This is a genomic window from Pseudomonas sp. MC6 (assembly GCF_054790575.1).
In genome coordinates this window covers 5,213,014-5,234,097 of the sequence record NZ_CP186504.1, presented here as the reverse complement: position 1 = coordinate 5,234,097, position 21,084 = coordinate 5,213,014, and the positions used below count along the sequence as shown (strand labels likewise).

Here is a 21,084-nt window from a genome sequence, read left to right as displayed (position 1 = left end):
CCGTTATTCAGTGCGCGCGCATGGATCTGTTCAAGCCAGCACCTTCTTAAGCCTTAGCCTTAGCCTTTCTTGGCTTCAAATACTTCATCAACCCCTGAAACCACATCACCAGCGCCGGATTCCCCTTGAGCTGGATCGACTTGTCCTGAATCCCCTGCATAAACGCCAACTGCTTGTTCTTCGCCTGCATCGTCGCAAAGCCATAACCGGCATCTTTAAACGCAATCGCAAACGCCGGCTCTGCCACTACGCCAGACTTGCTGGTGATGCGCTGATCCTTGACCACGAAATGCCGCGCCACTTTCCCATCCAGCGTCTGCAGCTGAAACACCAGATCCTTGTCACCCAACTGCTGCTGGAACGCAGGATTTGTCCGGCTGGCCTTACCCATCAACAAACCCATCATCCACAGAAGAAAACGAAATTTCATGCGCACAGCCTCAAAAGGAAAATGAACGGCCGGGGCAGTGTAAGGGATTCGGACGATAACGCCAGTATCTGACTCTATTGGAAGAGGATGCGGACCATTTCCCGCACGATGACCGCCAAGTCACGATTCAGCGCTCGCCCACTGATCGTTCCCCCGCGCCGCGTGGGAATGCATCCCGAGACGCTCCGCGCCTCACCACTCACCTTTCCTACACCTGTTGAAACACATCCCTGTAGGAGCCGGCGAAGCCTGCGATCTTTTGATCTTCCGCCCCGCGAATCTATGGGAAATTTCCTGCAAAGTGCGGGGCTGTCCATGAACTAGGCGAGTTGGCTGGCTATCGATAGGCTCTGTGTGTCGCCGCAGATTGGCGATACGGACGTGCAAGTCCGGTTGGAGTACACATTGGTTATGGCAATTCGCCGAGCGTTTTCCTATGCTCGCGGATCGTTATGGCAGCTGTGTATGGGAGACCTTCGGGTCTGCCGGGTTACTCCACCGGTCTTGCACACCTATGCACAGCTGCCACCACTTTCGAAGTGCGAGCGAAACGGTGTCGGCTCCTTAAACTGGAGTAAGACCGAATGATCAAACCAACACCCAATCCCCCAGAATCCCCAGACGTTTCGCCCTACGAAACCCTGGAATCAAAGAAATTCCACGAAGCCGCCGAGCGCGCCCTCGACCACCATTTCAAACCAGCCGTCGAACCACATCCCAAACGTGAGAACGGCCTCTTCAAACTCTCCCCCGGCACCGACGCCGAAGCCCTCATGGCCAACGCCTCCGAAGATCTCCTGTCCATCAGCGTCATCGCCTGCGACCTCGCCGACGACCTCCACGGCTCCCGCCGCTCGGTGGCGCTGGCCCTGAGCAGAATGGCGGACGGTGTGCGACTGATGGTGGAAGGGACACTCGACCAGATTGAAGTGCGAAGCGTGGCGGCCAAGCCGTAGCGAGATTTGCGGATGGAAAAAAGGGGACGTTAAGTCCCCTTTTCTAAATCTCGATAACAAAAACTAGCGAAAGTCCTCTGCGCTTTTTGGGCGCGTTTCCAACCCCTGGAGCGCCGCCCGGTTTATGTAGGCATTCCCTCCCTCACCGCAATACTGCCGGAACACCGCCTTGTCGTCCTTGAGCACCGTCAGATAACTCAGAAAGGCTTGATTAACGAGGTAGGTATAAGCACCGTTTTTGAACTTGATGATGTTCAAGTTCACGCTGCCTTCCGAAGCGTTCACGACAAAGAATTTGCCCTTGGGCGGCAAAGCCGTCTTCGGATAGACCATCTCTATTTTGCTCGGCACGCCGTAACGGTACTGAACAAAACCGGCCGTGGGCTTGTTGTTTCCCCGTGCACAAACGGAAACCGTCTTACCACCCTCCAACGGGCAACTGAAGTAAATGTCTTCGTCATCTGAACACAACGTTCCATCCTGCCCGCCCTTCAAAGGCGCTGTTTCTTGCGAGACGCGTTCTGGTATTTGAGTGACATCCGCGCAATTGGACAAACACACCAGCTTCGAAAGCTCCGGAACATCACTTTCAGTAAACAGGTACGTCGCTGAACCGTCACGGTTGCGGGCGTGGTACACGGGAACACTGACGGCCAGCCCCTTGGCAGACACCGGCACCTCGGTATTCCGACCCGAGACGACCCAGCCTTCGGACATCCCGCACAACTCCTCCAAAGCGACATCATTGAACGGATCTTTCGTGGGCACGGCGAACGGCTTGGCATCACCTCGGCAGTCGTAGCCATGCCAATAGGGCCCGGTGTTCATATCAATGTCGATCGAGAAAACATAAGCGCCGTCGAGCACCACTTTTCCGCTGTCGTAGGTGAATACCAGCCAGCGACGCGACTTCGCCTGTGAGGAGTTTTCCTCCTCCAGGATGTAGCGCTCGCCATCTCGATACAGCCAGAAAACACTCATCGCTCCGGCCGATACCGGCCTTTCGGAGAGACGTTGCCCGGACTTAGCGTCTACAAGGAAATCGTCTTTCAGCGCCAGCGCACAGTCGCTGTCGGCGGCCATGCAAGACTCGAGTGACGGGAACATCGGCCCTGCCCCCACAGAGAAAGAACACAGCAATAACGCGATCAAGCCTAATCTTTTCAACTTGCCACCTGTTTCAAAGCGAGTAATCCATCACTTCTTCAAGCCACCAGCATTGCCCACGAACAAACCGATACTCGAATACATAATCGGTATCCGGTTTCTGCAGGATGGCGACGGCGTGATCACCCTGCTCTTCCTTGACGGTCAACGTCAGGCCCTGGGCCTCTCGCTTCGCCAGATCCGGGATTATTGGGAACTTGAGCTGATCACCGCTGAGACTGTTTTTTTGCATCTCGGGCTCGGGGTCGCCGGCCACGGTTGTGACCATTTTCAGCGGCTGTAGGACGAAGGCTTTCTGCAACTCCGCGCGTTCAGAGAAGGCTGAGAGGAATGTTGAAAAGTCGGGCGAGGGACACACTTCACCGTCGATCTTTAACGCTTTCTGGCGGATCTCCTGTTGCAGTTTCGAATCGGCAATGATTTTTGCATCAAGGTCTGCCAGACGCTTTTTGATACTAGTTGCATCCTTGTAGGCACACACAACATCGACGCCGTTTTCAAGGTCTCGGCCGTCTCGGCAATCCTGCAATTCGGGGTCTGGTGGATCACCGCGAAAAAACCGCAACGACAACTGTTCGCCCTGCTTGATGAGTGGCAATTCCAGCGTCCAATAGGTGTAGCCTTCGAAACCACCGTTTGCCTCTTTTTGCCTCATGAGCACGTAAAGGGACTTCCCCGCTCGCTCAGGGAATTTGCGTTCGAAAAAAAACACCGATGCGACTTCATCACCCACGAGCGGCGCCACAAACGAGAGTTCTGGCCTCGTGGCACTCATTGTCGTGTAGAAAACCTCCCCACCGGGAACGTAGGCACCTGTCGTCTGACCTTTGAGTGTGTTCTTCAAGAACAACACGGTGATCTTCTGCCCGCCCACCGTTGCCACCACCGGCGGATGCATTTGCTTGATGGTTTGCAGGTCATCCGCCGTTGCCGTTTGCGCGGTAAAACCGATGATCGATGCAAGCAAGCACACACAACTTGAAAACCTGTTCACTTCCATTACTTCCTTGTCGATCGACGAATTGATCAATCTTCAATAACTAGCGCGAGGGCATCACGATGACTCAGGTTCGCCACATTTCAGCGCTTTTATTTGCTCGTTCTTGATCGGAATCACACAGGCGCGACGCTTCTCACCGGGCGCGCGAAGCTCCGTAGTGCTTAACGTCAGGTGCAGACCGTCATCTGTAAATACAGGGGCCTCGAATCCAGCATCGGCGTAACCGGACTGGAATGACTTGCCGTCAAAACTGCAGAACCGCGTCAATGACAACACTCGCCATCCACCGTCAGGCGCGAGAATTTGGACCGTCAAGCATGGGTTGTCGAACGAGTAGAGATAGCGCGCGACTACATCCTGGTAACGCTTCGCGCCGGATCTGGACACCTTATTCATATCAACCACATCACCCGAGTCATCTGCCACGATCCTGTCCAGATATGCAGCGCGTTCCAGGCTCATTCTGATGATGCAGCTATCGACGGTTGTAGAGTGAAGCGCCGTATCAGGGTCGATATCCGTGGCTTCGAGCGGGCATGTGGTATCGCGCAACTTGATCCACGCACGCTGTGACTCTCTGGCGATGGCCATGAAAGCCTTGCCCTGTTCAGGGTCGCGTTTTTGCTGAACCTCAAACCTTGCCATCAGCTTTTTGTAGCTGGCATTGAGGTTGGCGTCGGCCCGCTTAAGTTCGGCCGCCACGCATTGATTAAATTCCAAGCTAGAGGTAATGACTTCGCATTCGTCCTCGGCGTGCGCATATAACGCGCATAGCATCCCAAGAGGTAACGCGATAAAGCGGACAATCCTGTTCAATTTTTCATTCCTTGATGTGCAGTTCGCTCAATGACTCGTTGCGGAACTTTCTGCGCCTTGCCGTCGGCGCTCATCGCGTCGCGGTACTGACTGTAATAGCGTTGCGCTTCGTCTGTACGATCGAGGCGCCAGAGTGAATCGGCGATGTTCAACATCAGCACCGTGCGTTTACCAACGGCCTCAACGCCGCGATAAAACTTCAGCGCCAACTCATCTCTACCGCCCTCGGCCAAATAGAAGGCCAAGTCGTTAAAAGCTTGAACATTGCGCGCTGGTGGGTGACAAGCCATATAGGACTCTGGACTTATAGTGCGAAGATTGAATGCGAGTTCTTCCACGCGAGATTGCGGCATCTCAATATTTGAGACCTGCTTCAATAAGTCCTTTGGAGACGGCGTCTGCAGGACGAGGTCAGGCGCATCCTCTTCCCCGGAAGTCCACCGATTGCCCTCCCACTTGCCGTAGCAAAACCTGGCTGCAGGCTGACTGAGCACGCAACCGGTCTCCATCGAAATGACCCCGCAACCAGTTTCCTCTGTCGGGATTTCTTCACCCTCCTGGCCAATGACAACGCCATACAGAGTCTGAAGGAGGAGCAATGTTTTCTTGTCGGGACTTAACCAAGCCTCATGCGTTTCAGTACCCACCGCGGGTACATAGAGGGGAAACGTTTTTCCATTGGCGGTAAACGAGGCAACCGCCGACTCCGCAGCGGGCCTGCCCCATGTCTTGTCCTTCAGCGTCACTAAGTGCCCGCCAACCCCCACGATCTGAATATTTTCAGACAAGGCATTGGCTGAAACTAACAGGCCCATGACAAACATCAACCGCTTAAGACTGCCCGCGAGAAGACGGTTCATCTACTCACTCCTCATCCATCGGCGACGATTCCACGTCGGTCATGCTCAGCAGTCGAAATTCATTGTTCACAAACTCGTAGTAACGATCCCGATTACCACTTTCCAAAGCATTCCCCTGCGCATCTTCTTCGCCGTCGAGCGTGATGCCGGAGACGATGATCAAGCGGCTGTCGGGCTGGTAAACCATGCCGAAGTTGCTGCCGTCGTAAGCATTCGGCAGACCGCCAACGACTTCCCCAGTCTGAGCGTCCAGCACTTCGCCGCAAATGGCGCTGCCGCCACAGCCGAGCCTGTGCAGGATGTAATGGCCGGCGAAGTTGACCTTGCCTTTCAGGGCTTGCACCCGCGCTTGGTCCATCATTGGGCTGCTGTTTTCTTGCGGCACCAGCTTATGGTTGGGGCCGGTGAAAGCGGGCGTGACGGTGTAATCCTTGAAGGCTGGATCGACCGCGAATGCCATGGACGCGGCAGCCAATATCAAGCTGCCGAGAAGAACCGAAAATCCTTTCACGCTGTAGCTCCATCTATGCAATGCATCATCAACATCCTCACTCGAAGGTGATGCTCCGCACTGCTGTTTTGATTTTTTCAAATCCCTCAGCGCTTATCGCCAACGGGGCTGATGAGCCCGACTCTGCCGAACCAATCAGCACCTGTTCGTTATGCATAAGGCAGAAGGTGATGCGACTGAACAGACGTCGACTCTTATCGTGATAACCGATGATGAATCCTGACGACTTTGTCCCGTCCAGCGACTCGAACGTGTAGGTTTGCGGATCCCCCGCCAACAATGTCGGGCTCCAGCCGTGATCAGTCAGAGTTGCCGGACACTTGAGGTCGTTGGCTTCACGCAACAGCTGCACCTCAATCGAGTCATCAGACGGCAACTTCTGAGCAGTGAGGGCGGAAAAATTCTCCGCGTTTTCACACATAACACCAAACCATGGCTCGCTCAGACCTGCTGACTTTTCGAAATTCCACTCAGCGGTGTTTGAGCTTGACGCCTGCCACAATTGCGGCGCGTTCAATGTGTTTGGAAGTTGTTTTGTCGCAACGAATACCAGATCAGGCGAATTGAACTGCAGCCATTGATCTTGCGTAAGCGTCATCGAAAACCGGCAGGGTGTCATCACGACCAAAGCGGTGATTGGCCCTTTAGCCGCCTGCGATTGACCGGAAGCATTACCGACCAACACGGTCTTGTCGGCAATTGCATGACTAACCTGCGTGAGTGCAAAACCAAACAGCAGTCCGCGTAGGTATCGAGGTTTTATGAGACTTATCGGTGATACATCAGCCACGGCTCGGGTCGCTCGATACGATCTCGCAAATGCCTTTCCGACAGTCATGTCGATAGAGCCAAAATAGCGGCGGCAACAATGCGAGCAGCGCAAAACCGTCAAGCCACAGGTGCGACCAAACCTCCTTTTGCGCTGACAGCCACATGTCCTGCGGCGCCCATAACAGGATGCCTGCGATCAACCAGCCCCACACTGCCGGGTTTTTCAAGCGATTGCCCAAGTGCACCAGCGCGAGCATATACAGCGAATAACTTTGCAGCGTCGCGCCGAACAGCGCGAGCCACCAGACTTGTTGTTCGTGGCCGGCGGTGGGTACTGCGTCGGTGCCCCAGAACGACAGTTCGAGAACGTGCAGATAGCCGTCGAGTAAACCGGAATGCCCGGCCCAGGTCAGGGTGAGTCCGGCGAGAATGTGCACGATTGCGGCGGCGTATAGCCAGAGCACTAGCGCTGGGCGAAGGGAGTTAGAGGGGGCTGGCATTCCGTGTCCTGAGCGCATTCCTTGGGGGTGGGGAGTTTAAAGGAAAATCGCAGTCGTCAGATGCTCAAAAACTAAACGTTTTACCGGACGGATTCAGACTCAACGACTGCGAAAACGCATCAGACATGACCCGGCATTTCAGATGCAGTGACTGGCCTTGATCGGTTCAGCGCCCTGCGATCCCAATCGACCCACGTTGAAGATGCCCAACTGATTACCTTTGTCAGCCGCCATCTGATAACAGGCTAACGCCCGGGACATATCCTTCGCTCCAAACTCGCCACCTTCAAAGGTCGAGGCCAGATAATTCATCGCGTCTGTGGAACCCATGGTGATCGCCCGAATGACCTGCTCTTTCGCCTGCTCGGGATGGAGGCAAGGGCCGTTATAGTCGGTGGAGTTTCCTGAACAAAGAAACGTGGCATAGGCCAGCGCGCCACTTGGTATTTTCGAGGCCGCTTTGAACAACGCCTCTACCTTGCTCGTTTCCAACTGAGACGCCATTTGCGAAAGACTCAGGCTTGCCGCCGACAGGCTCGCCTGTGCATCACCCGACTCTGCAGCACACACGAAATTTTCCAGCGACGCTTCAATCAGCTCTACGGTCAGCGGATATTGCTCAAGAAACCCAAGCCCACCTAACGCTTCGGCACGTTGATAACAGAAGTTCTCGGCGCGGCTCATTCCCGGGTTATCTGTTGCGACAAGATCCTTCTCACTGATCGACCAATCCTCAATCCCCTCAAGCACCCAGCACGCCTGACGAGAGAAGTTGAAGATTTTCACATTGCTGTTACCCGCCCGTTTATCCACAACGTTGACGTGACTGTCGTCGACCTCTTCGATCTCGACTCCAGGTGTCTTGCCGGGTGTGATTGCAGCCATCAGCGGATAGGTGAACGTTGTTCCACTAACTCCCGAGGTCGAAGGCTCAAAGGTACTTCGATCCTTCCCAGCTACCGGTTTCAACACCAGCGACTTGACCGTCATTGCAGTCAGACGGCGCTGTGATTCGCTGTTGGCGGAAAACGCTGTCAGGAACGGCGCGAACTCCTCCGAGGGGCAAGCGTCGCTGGTGGGAGCCGTCGAAGCGTTCTTGTCGGATGAAAGTACAGGGACGATCTTGTCCAGATACTCCGAACGCTCACGACTCATTCTGGCGATACACGAGTTAACGGCGAAGACATGCGCCGGCATCCCCGTCTCGATTTCGAATGCCTCCAACGGACAATTCGCATCGCGCAATTTCAGCCACGCACGCTGCGACTCTTTGACCTTCGCGGCGTACTCCGCGCCCAATGCCGAATCTGCTCGATAGTCAGACTCAAGTCGCGTCATTAGCTGCTTGTAGCTGACATTCAACTGCGTATCGGCAGCCTTCTTCGCCGCCTCCGAGCAGGGCACCATTTCCAGACTTGAGGTGACATGGCTGCAGTCGTCCTGCGCATAGGCAGCTGAAGCCGGCAGCAATACGGCCAGCAGGGTTAAAACAAAACGGTTCACTGTGTTCATCCTTGAGTCATTCAGGTTTTGCGTTCGGTGAATCGGGTGATGCATTGCTTGGGGATGTTCATTTCCCAGTAAGTGCTGAGCAACGCTTTGCGTTTTTTGTCGACGCGCAGGTTAACGAAACCATCGCCGCAGTCCGGCTGTAACTCTTCAACCGTGCCGGTTTTGGCTTGATAAATGAACACCCGGTAGTAGTGGTAAGTGCCCATGCCGTCATCGAGTTGCCAGATCGCGAAATCCTGGGCGCCGTCAAAATTGAAATCGTCGAACTGCACGTGGAGTTCGTTTTCGGCTTCAAAATCGATTGTCCGCGACTCGCTGTGCGCTTCGCTTTTAACCGCGATGTTCAGTTTGGAGCCTTCGAGAACCAGCGTCGCGTCGACGCCTTTGGTTGGGCTGAACGTGGTGGTTTCGGCTAACGCCGGGATCGTCCACATCAGGCCGAGCAGTGATACCGCTAGAGTTTTGAATTGCATGTGCTCGCCCTACTCCTCCCCGTGAAACGCGGCTCGTCTCAATTGCAGTTTTCTCGAGATTTCGCTGCCTGCGGAATACGTTCACCCTTTCCGTTCATTGTCATTTTAGCGATGTATTCCTTATAAAGCGGACATGCGTCGGACTTCATTCCGATATCCCAATAAGCATCTGCCAAATTCAATGTTGCAACGACTCTCTCCGGAAACTTTTTATGAATCCCCCTCAAAAGCAAAGCAGCTAAAACATTGTTTTTGCTACGATACAAATAATAAGCATAGTCATTTAGAGGCCCGACATTATCATTGGAAATTATCAACGTTAGCTCATACACCAGCTCTTGAGGAATACTCCTCCTTACCTTGTTACCGCTATCATCGAGCCCATAAAATAATTCTCCTTTTTCGCCCTGAGGAAGCTTACCAAGAATATATTTGAAGTCTTTCCTGATTTCTGCAAGCTGATCCTCATTACTCAAATAGCTAAAATCGGGCCCATTTTCGGAGAACTGAGAAAACAGGGTGCAACACGCCACACGCTGAACATTAAACTTTTGCGGAAATAGTGCTTCAACTGGTACCTTCTCACCACCCAAGGTATATTTTTCATTTCTACTAGGTTCCGCCCAAGTAGATTTTTTATAGAGAACCCAGTCTTTCCGCGCAGAATTCCATTTAAAACTATACTGCGTAAGATCAGTATTACGAGTATAAAAATCCAGTAACAACGAAAACTCACCTGGTAGATAACCTACAGATAACCCACCGTCTCCAAGTTCAAAAACCCCCGAAACTGACTTATTACCACCACCAATATCTATAGTAATTCGCGAAATTGTACCGTCATCCTCAAGTGGTCTAACACCATACGGATCGCAGATTCCATCCCCATTCAGGTCAGCCTCGCAGCTAGAGCTCGCATTGACCACTGACGCCAGGAGCGCGAAAACTAAAAAAGCTACCACCCTCATTCTAAGGTCCCCTCAAGTGCAACTATGCCCGGTTCGGCGTATTGTTTAGCCGCTGAAAATAAAAATGGACAACAAAGGAGACAGATTTATTTGGGCTCAACGATAAAACAAACGGATAAATAAATCCGCCCCCTTTACCAGCCCCCTTTACCACCTGACTTAAATTGCCAATGTGGTGACGTATGCGCTGGATCATCTGGAAGAATAGATGGCGGTGAAGCAGGAAGTAACACCGCAAGAGGATACACGGGACGGATTCAGCTAAAAATGAACCGCCCCGTTTTCTCTATTGCCGCGCGCACAATTTTTAATATTTTTTGTCCTGCAAGCCAAAGTAATTTTTAATGCTAGCCGCATCTTTATAAGCACAGACCACTTTATTTCCCGTAACCAGATCTGCCCCCTCCATACAGTTATCTAGAGCTGGGTCAGGCAAATCGCCACTAAAATGAAGCAAGGATACACTTCTGCCATTTCTCCTTATTGGAAATTCCATTACCGAATAAGCAAAACCGTCAAATGCCGAGTTCGACAATTTTCTTTTTGTCAACACAAACATAGATTTTCCGGCTCTCGCAGGAGACTTCCACTCGTAGAAAAATACAGAAGCGATCTGATCCCCCTCAACCTTCCAAACATAGTTTAGAGAGGGTTTACCGGAGCTCAATGATGAGTAATATATTTCAGCATCGGCAACATGCTCTTCTTTAGCTATCGCCTTCAGACTATTTTTCAAAAAAAATACAGCGATCTTTTCTTCGCCCAAAGAGGCTACTACCGTAGGATGGAATTCACCTATTGTGGGTGCGGCATCCGCAAACACATTGGACGCTACGAAGCCAAAAGCTACAAACGGAATAAAATGCCGATTAAATAGAGTTAAATATTTTTTCAACTTTATATATCCTTTTGAGGAAAAAATGGAACAGACCACGTTTTTCGGGCAATTACTAAAACCGTGGTCTGTCCCCATTTCACCCCGCAAACTAGAACCTGTTTGAATCCGAATATACGGAACAGATCTATTTATACGCCGCACCAAAGTCAAAGCCGCTGAGCGCAACACCGCAAATAAATCCGTCACCTTTTCTCAATTAACTATTCTGATTTACCTTCATATTTTTTGGTTTCCGAATTAAATGTCCACGCATGAGGCGTAGTTAACGCTTGCTTCCCTTTATAGCGAATATTCCCATCGCCATCTCTTTGATAGGAGTAGACCTGAATGTCTTTAAACCCGCCCGCAGCCACAGGAGACTTCTCTAAGACCTCAACTCTAGCAAAATAATCACCTCCAACGAATTTCAAATAACCCTTACACTGAATTAGAAATCCATAAGTCATTTCCTTGCTAGAACCTTCGCTATCATAGGAAGAAAATATAAAGTCCTTAACACCATCACCATTGAGATCGCCGTTATAAACCACCTTCCCCTCTTGGACGGAAAATTTTTCGCCATTTACTCTCGACAATACATCTATATTTTCTCCACCATCAGACCATTGTGAAATAAAATGCTTCGCTCCTCCCGGAGCATCACATACATCAATAGTGGCAGCGCTAACTACAGGAGAAAATATTAGAAAAGCAAAAAAATATCTCACAATTAAACTTCCAATACAAAGGTATTCCTACCTGTCCTGACGGAGCCCTGAGGCTGATTCGCACCAAAGTTGATGCTCGTGGTGATCGTAGAGTTAATTACAGCCGCAGCCGCTAACAACTTCGCTGTTAAAGCTGTTTCATGTGCATCCCCCCAACTAGACACCGCACCCGACCAGTTAACTCCGGCAGTACCGTTTATTGCCTGCTGTATGACAGGGGTGATTTTTTCAAAGTCATCATGTACGACATGAGATGGCCGAAATACATGCCACCGAAGAAGAATAGCCACAGACTTCTCCGAAGTAAAGACTTTGCCTAAGGTACTATTTACAGTAGTGGCTCCGACATGAAAAGTGACTTCTTTTTTTAAGATATCCGTCACTCGAACTTTAGCCATCGACCACATCGCAGTCTTGTAATCCTGTAGAGTCCGGCCCGACATGCTCATCCTGTAGAACCAATGCCAAGTCTTTAAATAGTGCGCCTCTTCTTTCGTTTTCGCTAACTCATCAAATTCGGTATCTGCATGAGCATCTTGACCTTTGACAAAGGTGTCATTCGTCAACTTAACCCAACCGGAATAAGTCTTCACTTCATCAGAATACAAACTCGAGCTACCCCAATCATGTATTGGATAAAGACCAAAATTACCGAATGCCTTATTGAAAGCTTCATTACTTTTATTTTTCAGATAAGCAATAAACCCTACAAGCTCTCCCTTGCCATACTTTCCACTTTTAAACAAACCCATAGTCCAGTGACATGGCCCTGCGGAGATCAACGCATTATCCCACGCATTCAATACATCAAAACGCCCAAAGCATTCAGCTTCTGCTACAACTCGGACGGTACGGTATGTTGATAACGCGGCTGTATTAAGTTGCGTTGAATTGACTTCAGCACCAGTAATATTTTTAACCGACATTTCTGCTTCAGGAGACCAACTATGCGCCTTTGTAGCATTAGGTCCACCAAACCCACTTGATTCGTAATACCCTACAGATTGATAGTCTGATTGATTCTTCCCTGCCGGAAATTCAAAATAATCAGTAAAATCCCTCACTAATACTCGCGGAGCTCCAACAGTAAAGTCTTTATCGGCCCAAATATTACAACCAGCCGCAGCCAAATTAGTTCTAGCACCCTGGGCCAGGGTCCAAGCTTCGAAAACAACAGGACATCTGTAATCATTATCAAGCCAATGTTCTATAGCTGCCCTTGTCTTCTCATTCACCACTCCGCTTATTGGCCCATCGTACTTCTCGGAATTATCTACAGACTGAAGACTGTCAACGTAATAACTTGCTGGAGAGATTGTAGAGCCGGTTACACTAGGAGCCTTCCCCGCCTGCGCCACAATCGCTGCAGAACTATCAAAATACACATCTAAATTGTTTATTTTTACTGGAGATCCTGCCTGATCCAGTAACAGTTGCCCCTGCTTTTCCGGTCTTACACAGGCGACCTTATTCATAGATGCATATATTTGAAACTCTCTAACAGCCCAACCAGTGCGCGCACCAAATCCGCCGTCCGGCTTTCCAACTATCGAGAAACCTAGTGCAACTAGATCCTCTTGAAGTTTTCTAACATGCTCAGGAACAGCGAGCGCTGCACTACTCCCTAAAAACGCTGCTGTTGTTTCGGCATTAAGCACAGTTAAAACGGGATTGTCATTCCCCCCCCATCGTGGAGGCTTATTTTGCGCAGGTTTTCCATCGTGATCTCCACGGCGGAGGTCAAAATTACCATAGGTCATTCCTTGCTCCCTCAAGCAATGTGCTGTTCTTGGAGCCGCTTGATATCAGCAGCCAATAGATAATCTTTGTCTGTTATTTCGCAAGAGCGATGGAAACAACGAGTGGCATATTTAGTTTTCGGGCCGTTCTCACCATCTATCTTCCCATTATAAAACCCAAGATTCTTTAACCTAGACTGGAGTCCCTTAATGTCCGAAGCGTCGGATTGCGCACTTAAGTCAAGCTCCCAAATCCACGGCTGAGAATCTGTTCCAAATGGATAAAACGTAAGTTTCCCTTTTTTTGCGGCTGGAGGAACTGGTTGATCTATAAAACCATCCGCAGTGGTTGTGCCTTTATAGGTCACTCCATCAACCTCCAACACATACGGTTGGCCTCCGATTCCCTTTTTCTCATAGGGACGCTTCATCTGAATTCGGAAGCTCTTTTTCTCGGATGCTGGCGGAGGAGGTGGCGGCGCATTCAATAACGCCTGATCCATCAAACTCCCCGCCTTATCCTTATCCGCCGCCCCCGGAAGCACCGGCGGCTTAATCCCGATCCCGGTCCCCGACCCAGCCGACCCGCCAGCATTAATCTTCACCACCGGCCCAACCACCGTAACCCCACCGCCATCGAGCTTGATAAAGCTCCCACCCCCAAGAATGGTCAGCTCCGTCCCCGCCTCAATAACAATCTTGTCCCCAGCCTTGAGGTGAATCTCTTTCCCCACACTCGTCAGCTGCGCAGTCCCCAGCTTCACATGCTGGTTCTGCCCCACCGTCAGGTGATCATCCAGCTTCGCTTCAACTTTGCGATCGCTGATGGTGGTGCGGTGTTCTTCAGCCTTCAGCTCGGTGTAAGTGTTCTTAACCACCGTGTCATGACGTTCATTCCCGACCCGAATCTTCTGATCATGCTCTACGTTTTCATCCCAATCGCGCTGCGCATGAATGTAGATCTGCTCCGCACCTTTCTTGTCTTCGATGCGCAGCTCGTTGTAGCCACCGCCCCCCGGAGAGCTAAGGGTTTTGAACACACTGCGAGTCTTGTTCGCCGGCAGTGCATACGGCACCGGGTTTTCCTTGTGGTACAGGCAGCCGGTCACCAGCGGTTGGTCGGGGTCGCCTTCGAGGAAGGTGACGAGGACTTCCATGCCGATACGCGGGATGGAGATGGCGCCGTAGCGGTCGCCGGCCCAGGAGCTGGAGACGCGCAGCCAGCAGCTGGTTTTGTCGTCGGCCTGGCCTTCGCGGTCCCAGTGGAACTGGACTTTGATGCGGCCGTATTGGTCGCAGTGGATTTCTTCGCCTTTGGGGCCGGTGACCATGGCGGTCTGGCTGCCGAGCACGCGCGGTTTCGGGTGTTCGAGGGCCGGACGGTAGAACACGTCCCACGGGGTGGCGAGGAAGGTGTTGCGGTAGCCTTGGTGGAAGTCGTCTTTGTTGTCGGTGGTGTCGCTGGTCACGCCTTCTTCGAGGACTTGCGGCTGTTTGCCTTCGTGGAAGAGTTCAGTGAGCAGCCACAGGTCGTTCCACTCGGTGCGCGGGTGGTCGGACATTTCCATGAAGTGGCCGCTGACCAGTTTGGTCTGGTCGCCGCGACCTTCGGCCTCGACGGTAGTCGGCGCGGTGGCGTTCGAGGGCGCGCTGGCTGAGGAACTTGCCACGGGCGCGGTCGATGAAGCAGCCGGGGTAGTCGTAGTCTTCCAGATCTGGTTCGGCGTCTTTGCTATCGAGAGCGCCTTCGGGTTTGTACGCAGCTTCCATTTGCAGGCGCGGTTTTTCGAAGTCGTAGTCGCGGCGGGTGGTGCGGCTGGTGCGGGTTTCCAGGCGCAGCTTGAAGCCTTTGATCACCGGTTCTTCGGCGACCATGCCGCTACCCTGCACATACGCGGTGGGCTGACCGAGTTTGCGGAACACGGTCTGGTCGTCGCCGAACACCAGCAGATGGCCTTTGTCGCTGTGCTGGAAGTGATAGTGAATCCCCTCCTCCTCGCACAGGCGCTGGACGAAGTGCAGGTCGGTTTCGTCGTACTGCACGCAGTAGTCGCGATCCGGGCACGGCTGGCTGAGCTGGAAGTTGTAAGCGTTGCCCTTGATGCCATGTTCTTCGAGGATCAGCGCGATGATTTTCGGCGCCGACATCTGTTGGTAGATGCGCTGGTTGGTGCGGTGATGCAGGTATTGCAGTTGCGGCACCATCGACACTTTGTAGCGGGTCAGGCGCTTGCCGGCATCGCCTTGAGCAACTCGGTAGATCTGGCCGTGGATGCCCGAGCCTTGTGGATCGAACGCCAGAAATGCCTGCTTGTGCAGCAGTTGTTCGAGGTCCAGATCCGGGTTCTCGCTGACCAGTTCGAGGTCGAAGCGATACGGCTGGCTGATGCCTTCGGTGCCGGTGAACGACAGCACTTGCAGGTCGCCGACGTAGTCTTCGACCTTGAGGCTGAAGTGGGTTTCGTTAGCTGGGTTGAACATAAAGTGCTCCCTGTTCGAATGTCATCCGTTACGCCCGAAGTCGCAGACGTTGCAGCCAGGACGAAGTGGCGCCCAAGGCGTCACGCAATTGTTGGGCAGTGATGCTGCGTTCTGCCGGGTCGAAGCTCAGCGCGGTTCGCAGCGCTGGCCAGCCGTGTTTCGGTAAATTCGCCGGGGCTTGCAGTTCGCGCTCCAGGTGCTCGTCGCGGGCCTGGGTCGAGGGCAAGCGGCGGAACGGGTGTTTGCCGCCCGCCAGTTCATAGATCACGCAGGCCACGCCGTACACGTCCGCGCTGGCCGACAACGGTTGGCCCTCAAGCAGTTCGGGGGCGGCGTAGCCCGGTGTCCAGGCGTTGAAGCGTTCGCGGCTCAGGTGCGGCAGGCCGGGCATCACGCCCTCCTCTGCCTGACCGAGGCCGAAGTCAAAGAGACGCAAGCCGTCTTCGCTGAGCATGACGTTGCTCGGTTTCATGTCACCGTGCAGCACGCCGCGACCGTGGGCGTAGGCCAGCGTGTCGAGCAGCGGCAGGACGATGTCGCGCAGTTCTTGCCACGGCAGGCCGAGGGGCCGCTCGCAGAGCAATTTGTCCAGGGTCAGGCCACGCATGTATTCCATGGTGATGAAGGCCCGCTGGCAGTCGGTGTCGACTTCAAAGGTGTGTGCACGCACGACGTTGTCGTGGCGCAGGCGTCGGGTCAGGGCGAACTCGCTGTAGAGCAAGGCACTGGCGTCCGGCGATTCGGCAAATTCTTCGCTGAGGATTTTCAGCGCAATGTAAGGGTCGGGATCACCGAACTGTTCGTGCAGCAGATCCCGCGCCCGGTAAACGGCGCCCATGCCACCGGCCCCGAGCAAACGCTCGAGGTGGTAGCGACCGGCGAGTACATCCGGCAGTGCACCGATGCTGGCCTTGGTCGGCGCCAGCAAAGGCTCTGCTTTGTTTTCCTTGGCGAAGGCGAAGTAGGTCAGGTTGTTGGCCTGCTCTTCGCTCATCAGCAAGTCATCGACTGAGGATTCGATTTCAGTCATTGGCGGATCACCACGGCTGTCAGGTTGTCGCGCGCGGCGCCACGCAGGGCGCCGTCGAACAACCGTTCCAGCGCCACGTGCGGCGCGCTGAGGCTGAGGGCGTTGCCGAGGGCATCGCTGCTCAGGCCCTGATACAAACCATCGCTGCAGAGCAAAAACGCATCGCCCGGATAGACCTCGAGTTCGAGGACATCCAGGGTCAGTTGTTCGGCGGCGCCGACGGCTCGGGTCAAGGCCTGAGCCGCCGGGTGTGCCGCCGCTTGTTCGACGCTCATTTGTTGCTCGTCGATCAGTTGCTGTTGCAGCGAATGATCCTTGGACAGTTGATACAAACGCTGCCCACGCCACATATAGCAACGACTGTCGCCGGCCCAGATGCAGGCCGCGCGATTGCCTTCCACCAGCAGCGCCACGACGGTGCTGCCCATGATGCTGTCGTGACGTCCGGCGGTGACCGTCAACTCCTGCCCCAAACGCCGGTTCAGCCAGTGCAGGCACTGGCGAATGGCTTTGAGGCGTTCGTCGAAGTCCTCGTGTTGCGGCAGTTCAGCCAGGCTGGCGACGATCAACTGGCTGGCGATGTCGCCACCCTGATGACCGCCCATGCCGTCCGCGACCACCCACAGCCCCTGCTGTGGCGAGTCGAGGAAGGCATCTTCGTTGCGCGCCCGCACCTTGCCCGGGTCGGTACGCGCCGCGCTGCGCCAGGCACTGGCCACCAGCATCAGAGCTGCACCGGCATACGGAAGGTGCGCAGTACGCCCATGTCGAACGGGTTCGGCGTGCGCTGGCTGGTCAGCAGGTAGTTGGCGCGCAGGCCACCTACATCGGCTTTCAGCACCAGCACATCGCGACCGGTCAGGTACTCGGTCTGCATCAGGTCGAACAGACGGAACAGCGACCATGGGCCGGAGTTCTTCTCGATGCCGATCGGGCGCCCGGCCATTTTGTCCATGACCAGACTGGTGCGACCGTCCTCAGCATCGGTCGGCCATTTGAACGACATTGGCAGGATCGGACCGTGGCGGTATTCCATGGTCTTGTCGCCGAACTTGAACTCGGAACGGCTGACCGCCGGATCGAGGGTGTACGGCTCCAGTTTGAACTGCACGGTCGGCTCGGCCGGGTTGATCGAGAAGAAGCTCTGACGAATCGTCAGCGCCGCCGCCATCTGGTCCAGATACATTTTCGACACCGGCAGGCTGTGACCGTCGACGCTGCGCATGCGGTAGTTGCCCGGATCGCCACTGACGAACGGACGCATGTAGCTGTCGAAGAAGCGGTCGACGGTGCCTTGCGCGCGGAAGAACTCGCGGAAATCGCTGATCGCTACGTCGCTGGTGCTGCTGGCGCTGAACGGATAACGCTTGCTGATGGTTTTGCCATACACGCTGTACAGCTCGTTCTGATAACGGCCGTTCAGGTATTGGTAAGCATCGTTGAGCACCAGGCGCCACGAGTCTTCGGCCAGCACGTTGAACCACACGCTGAGCGGACGCGGCAGACGGCTGGACGCATTGCGCAGGTTGGTCAGCGCATCACGCTGGCCGCTCATGCGGGTTTTCGCCATTTCGAACGCGGCTTGTTCCGGCGTGCTGGAACGGGCCAGACCGGCGAGTTGCAGTTGCAGGTCGTTGAGCGCGCTCAGTGCAGGCGTCAGGTCCGCCGCCGGGCCGTTGTTGTCATCGAGCAAACGATGCAGCGGTTCGAAGCGACGTTGCAGCGACTTCTTCGCGGTGTCCGGCAGGGTCTTCGCCACGTTCAGCGCCGAAGCCTTGTCCGCGACAGCCGAGGCCAGTTTACCGACTTTACCCAGTTTGCCTTTCTGCCCGGCCAGTGCATCAGCAGCGTCGCCAGCTTCTTCGACAGGATCTGCAGCGGCCTGGAAGCGCGTGTTCTCACGCACTTCAGTGAGCAAGGCCAGCACCGGCGAGTTGGCCGAAGTCAGGCCCGCCAGTTGTTCGGCGCCTTCACCGGCGTCGCTGATTGGCGGCAGGGCAACCTGGCCAACGGCTTCGCTCCAGTAATTGGCGTAGTCGCGGAAATACAACTGCTCCAGCTCGACCATCAGACGGCGCAAGTCCATGTCGCTGATGCCGGCGCCTTCGCCGAGTACCCAGTTGTCACGCAGGATGTCGGTGACCAGCGCCGAACCCTGCACCGAGAAATACTGCTGATAACCGGTTTGCGTGTAGAAACCCGGGATCACGTATTCGGTGCCGATAAACAGCGAGCCTTGTGGACCGAGGTGTTGGCTGAAGCGGTAGTCCGGCAGATTACGCGCCTGCTCGCGGAGCATGCGGTAAACCACGGTAGCCAGCGATTCGCTGCGCAAGACCTGACGCGCCTGAGTGACCAATTGGTCGTTCAGCGGGTAGATAAACGGCTGCTTCAGCAAACGCTCAAGATGCGCATTCAGACCGTTCTGCACCGCGGTATTACCGGTGTAGCGCGTCGACCAGTCAGTGCCGACCCAGTCCTTCAGCCACGCGGCATCGCGACGGTCTTTCATGTTCAGCATCAGGTACGCGCGCAGGCTGTTGAGCAGGCGGTCGCGGTCCTTCATGTTGGCGCGGATCTGCCCTTCGAGCATGGTTGCAACCCGTGGCAGCAGTTGCTTTTCAAGCTCGCGCTCGTAAGCCTCTTTGACCACTGGATTGACGTCTTCACCCTGATACAGACCGCCACGTTCGTGGTACGAAACGTCGCCCTTCTTCGGGAACACCTGTGTCGCAGCGTAGCTGGTATCGAGGGTTTTCAGCACGCCCATGGCGTCATCACGCGGCGACAATGCCGTGCGTTGCTGCGTCCAGTTCTGCGCCAGATTGCGCAAGTTTTCCAGACGCTCGTAGTTGGCCGAGAAACCGCCCGCCCATAGCATGCCGAACAGTGCCAGTGCCGCCAGTGCGCCGACGTACAACGCACGTTGGCCCCAATGAATACGGCTGCGTTCGCGCTTGTCCAGACCGGCCAGATCGGACTCAGGGAAAATCACCTGGCTGAACAAGTGGTGGATAAACCGCGAACGACCGCTGCGCAGGGTCGGCAGCACGCCGGCGCTCATGCCGAGGCTGGCGCCGATGCCGGCGGTGCTCGCATCCATCTCTTGGGTCAGGTGCGGCGCACTGGTCAGGTAGAAACCGCGCAGTTGCGTGGCACGCTGATAACGGTTGCCGGTGAACGCCATGTCGACGAACAGGCACAGGCGCTCGCCGATCTGCCCCAGTTGATGCGGGAAGTCGAGGATGCGGCCACGGCGCTGAGTGTCGCGCTCGGAGTGCATGCGCATGATCACTTGGCTGTTGAGGCGACGCAGCAGTTCTTCGAACTCGTTGCGCAACACAGCGACGTCGGTGCCGACCTGATCCTTGCGGAAACTGGTGCCGAGTACCTGATCGCTTTCTTCGCGAGTCAGTTGATCGAAGAACTCGTCGAAGCCGAGCAGCTTGTCAGCCTTGCTCAGGACCAGATAGACCGGCACGTCGACGTGCAGTTTCTGATGCACGTCTTGCAGACGGCCGCGAACCTGGCGTGCGAGGGTATCGATGTCTTGCTCACTGCCGCCAAGCAGGGTTTCCACCGGAATGGTCACCAGCACGCCGTTCAACGGACGCCCGCGACGACGCTTGCGCAGCAGCTCCAGCAACGTCGTCCAGGCACCGCCATCGACTTCCACATCCGGTTGCGTGGTGTAACGCCCGGCGGTGTCGATCAGCACACCGTGGTCGGCGAAGTACCAGTCGCAATGACGGGTGCCGAGGGTGTCGCGGGTCAGCTTGCGGTCGATCTTGTTGATCGGGAATTCCAGACCGGAAAAGTCCAGCAGGCTGGTCTTGCCGGAAGCCTGCGGACCGATCAGCAGGTACCACGGCAAGTCACTGCGCCAACGCTCGCTGCGGCCGCGATACAGGCTGGAAGTCTTCAGGGTTTTCAGCGCGTCTTTGAAGCGCGCCTTCAACTCTTTCTGCTCTTCGTCGATCAGCTCTTCACGGCGAATGCGATCCTGGCCGTCCTCGCTTTCTTCCTCGGCTTTCTTGCGGATACCCGCGCGCCAGCTGACGAAGACCATGGTCAGGCCCCAGATCAGGAATAGCACGGCAATGGTCAGCAAGCGCGCGGTCGCACTCTCCCAGAACTTGTAGTCATCAACCGCCAACAACGGGCCGACGAACCACACCAGCAGCGCCACGAACAGCACCAGCAGTAAGGTCCAGACCCAGGTCTGGCGCAGGAAGGCGCCGACTTTCTTGAAAAACTTTTTCATC

18 protein-coding genes and 1 pseudogene are annotated in these 21,084 nt (G+C 54.6%); 1 reads left to right on the top strand and 18 read right to left on the bottom strand.

The genetic code is table 11. The features are described 5' to 3' along the window. Positions 1-46: 46 nt before the first annotated feature. The gene (locus ACOYXE_RS23330) at positions 47-430 is read right to left on the bottom strand and encodes a hypothetical protein (RefSeq protein ID WP_007920327.1); all 384 of its coding nucleotides are present in this window, start codon (positions 428-430) and stop codon (positions 47-49) included. Positions 431-1,014: 584 nt separating this feature from the next. Between ACOYXE_RS23330 and ACOYXE_RS23325 the strand changes: the two genes are divergently transcribed. Then, the gene (locus ACOYXE_RS23325; protein ID WP_160059930.1) at positions 1,015-1,386 is read left to right on the top strand and encodes a DUF6124 family protein; all 372 of its coding nucleotides are present in this window, start codon (positions 1,015-1,017) and stop codon (positions 1,384-1,386) included. A gap of 63 nt (positions 1,387-1,449) precedes the next feature. Here ACOYXE_RS23325 and ACOYXE_RS23320 read toward each other — a convergent pair whose 3' ends face one another. The 17 genes and pseudogenes from ACOYXE_RS23320 to tssM form a co-directional block, all read right to left on the bottom strand. Beyond that, on the bottom strand, positions 1,450-2,469 hold the full coding sequence (locus ACOYXE_RS23320; protein WP_460926717.1) for a hypothetical protein: 1,020 nt from the start codon (positions 2,467-2,469) through the stop codon (positions 1,450-1,452). Between the two features lie 97 nt (positions 2,470-2,566). Beyond that, the gene (locus tag ACOYXE_RS23315) at positions 2,567-3,553 is read right to left on the bottom strand and encodes a hypothetical protein (RefSeq protein ID WP_100846806.1); all 987 of its coding nucleotides are present in this window, start codon (positions 3,551-3,553) and stop codon (positions 2,567-2,569) included. Between the two features lie 54 nt (positions 3,554-3,607). Continuing rightward, complete coding sequence (locus tag ACOYXE_RS23310; RefSeq protein WP_238156312.1) at positions 3,608-4,369, bottom strand: lysozyme inhibitor LprI family protein; 762 nt, start codon at positions 4,367-4,369, stop codon at positions 3,608-3,610. After that, positions 4,366-5,229 (bottom strand): tetratricopeptide repeat protein, encoded by an 864-nt coding sequence (locus ACOYXE_RS23305; RefSeq protein ID WP_460926716.1) that lies wholly within the window; start codon positions 5,227-5,229, stop codon positions 4,366-4,368. The genes ACOYXE_RS23310 and ACOYXE_RS23305 overlap by 4 nt, the downstream gene beginning before the upstream one ends. A 4-nt stretch (positions 5,230-5,233) precedes the next feature. Beyond that, complete coding sequence (locus ACOYXE_RS23300) at positions 5,234-5,689, bottom strand: hypothetical protein (protein ID WP_460929876.1); 456 nt, start codon at positions 5,687-5,689, stop codon at positions 5,234-5,236. 88 nt (positions 5,690-5,777) lie between these two features. Then, a complete protein-coding gene (locus ACOYXE_RS23295; RefSeq protein ID WP_460926715.1) occupies positions 5,778-6,530 on the bottom strand; it encodes a hypothetical protein in 753 nt (250 codons plus the stop codon). Continuing rightward, positions 6,523-7,011, bottom strand: coding sequence for a cell division protein (locus ACOYXE_RS23290; protein WP_460926714.1), 489 nt, complete (start codon positions 7,009-7,011; stop codon positions 6,523-6,525). The genes ACOYXE_RS23295 and ACOYXE_RS23290 overlap by 8 nt, the downstream gene beginning before the upstream one ends. A 138-nt stretch (positions 7,012-7,149) precedes the next feature. Further along, on the bottom strand, positions 7,150-8,514 hold the full coding sequence (locus ACOYXE_RS23285; protein ID WP_460926713.1) for a lysozyme inhibitor LprI family protein: 1,365 nt from the start codon (positions 8,512-8,514) through the stop codon (positions 7,150-7,152). 20 nt (positions 8,515-8,534) lie between these two features. Beyond that, the gene (locus tag ACOYXE_RS23280; RefSeq protein ID WP_405122648.1) at positions 8,535-8,996 is read right to left on the bottom strand and encodes an XAC2610-related protein; all 462 of its coding nucleotides are present in this window, start codon (positions 8,994-8,996) and stop codon (positions 8,535-8,537) included. A gap of 38 nt (positions 8,997-9,034) precedes the next feature. Next, on the bottom strand, positions 9,035-9,964 hold the full coding sequence (locus tag ACOYXE_RS23275; protein ID WP_405122647.1) for a tetratricopeptide repeat protein: 930 nt from the start codon (positions 9,962-9,964) through the stop codon (positions 9,035-9,037). Positions 9,965-10,271: 307 nt separating this feature from the next. Beyond that, on the bottom strand, positions 10,272-11,048 hold the full coding sequence (locus ACOYXE_RS23270) for a hypothetical protein (RefSeq protein WP_460926712.1): 777 nt from the start codon (positions 11,046-11,048) through the stop codon (positions 10,272-10,274). A gap of 14 nt (positions 11,049-11,062) precedes the next feature. Continuing rightward, the gene (locus ACOYXE_RS23265; RefSeq protein WP_405122645.1) at positions 11,063-11,569 is read right to left on the bottom strand and encodes a hypothetical protein; all 507 of its coding nucleotides are present in this window, start codon (positions 11,567-11,569) and stop codon (positions 11,063-11,065) included. A 2-nt stretch (positions 11,570-11,571) separates the two neighbouring features. Further along, on the bottom strand, positions 11,572-13,329 hold the full coding sequence (locus tag ACOYXE_RS23260; RefSeq protein WP_212620771.1) for a peptidoglycan-binding domain-containing protein: 1,758 nt from the start codon (positions 13,327-13,329) through the stop codon (positions 11,572-11,574). A gap of 11 nt (positions 13,330-13,340) precedes the next feature. Continuing rightward, positions 13,341-15,789, bottom strand: a pseudogene (gene tssI / locus ACOYXE_RS23255) (type VI secretion system tip protein TssI/VgrG). 28 nt (positions 15,790-15,817) lie between these two features. Beyond that, complete coding sequence (locus ACOYXE_RS23250; RefSeq protein ID WP_095119789.1) at positions 15,818-16,819, bottom strand: serine/threonine-protein kinase; 1,002 nt, start codon at positions 16,817-16,819, stop codon at positions 15,818-15,820. Continuing rightward, positions 16,816-17,544 (bottom strand): PP2C family protein-serine/threonine phosphatase, encoded by a 729-nt coding sequence (locus tag ACOYXE_RS23245; RefSeq protein WP_038359322.1) that lies wholly within the window; start codon positions 17,542-17,544, stop codon positions 16,816-16,818. Before ACOYXE_RS23245 ends, ACOYXE_RS23250 begins: the two co-directional genes overlap by 4 nt. Beyond that, positions 17,544-21,083: a type VI secretion system membrane subunit TssM gene (gene tssM / locus ACOYXE_RS23240; protein ID WP_460926711.1), complete on the bottom strand. Its 3,540-nt coding sequence runs from the start codon at positions 21,081-21,083 to the stop codon at positions 17,544-17,546. The genes ACOYXE_RS23245 and tssM overlap by 1 nt, the downstream gene beginning before the upstream one ends. Position 21,084 lies beyond the last annotated feature (1 nt).